We start from the raw sequence: 458 nt of genomic DNA, 5'->3' as shown, positions 1-458 counted from the left end.
GCATTAACCCAAAGACAAATAAACAAGAAATGGGCTCCAATCGCCTTTGCCAGCAGACAATTGACCAAAATGGAAACAAAATACACAGTTACTGAAAGAGAATGTTTAGCTGTTGTATTTGCACTTCACAAGTTTAAACCTTATTTAATTGGGATGCAATTCACTTTAATAACCGATCACATTGCTTTAACTTGGCTTTTAACAAAAACAGAATTACCAGGACGATTATCTAATTGGGCTAGTTTTATCACGGAATTTGATGGAATGACAATTAAACATAGACCAGGAACAGCTATGAAAGATGTTGATCATTTATCACGAGCAATTCAAAATTGTACACCAGAGGAAGATGATGAAAAACACATCATGGCAATACAAAATACAGAACAAACTTTATGGACTAAAGAACAATTCATTCGTCATCAACAAAATGATCCTGAAATTAAACACTTAATTGA

1 protein-coding gene is annotated in these 458 nt (G+C 33.4%); it reads left to right on the top strand.

Features of this window, described 5'->3' with window-relative positions; genetic code table 11:
* The coding region (locus J5M58_RS26810; protein WP_207880403.1) for a ribonuclease H family protein at positions 1-458 on the top strand (458 nt) is incomplete at both ends.

The sequence above is a fragment of the Pseudomonas sp. 32_A genome, from assembly GCF_017490905.1.
In the GTDB taxonomy this organism is placed as follows: Bacteria; Pseudomonadota; Gammaproteobacteria; order Pseudomonadales; family Pseudomonadaceae; genus Aquipseudomonas; species Aquipseudomonas inefficax.
The sequence above is the reverse complement of the archived record's forward strand: the minus strand, read 5'-3'. Positions and strand labels throughout refer to the sequence as shown.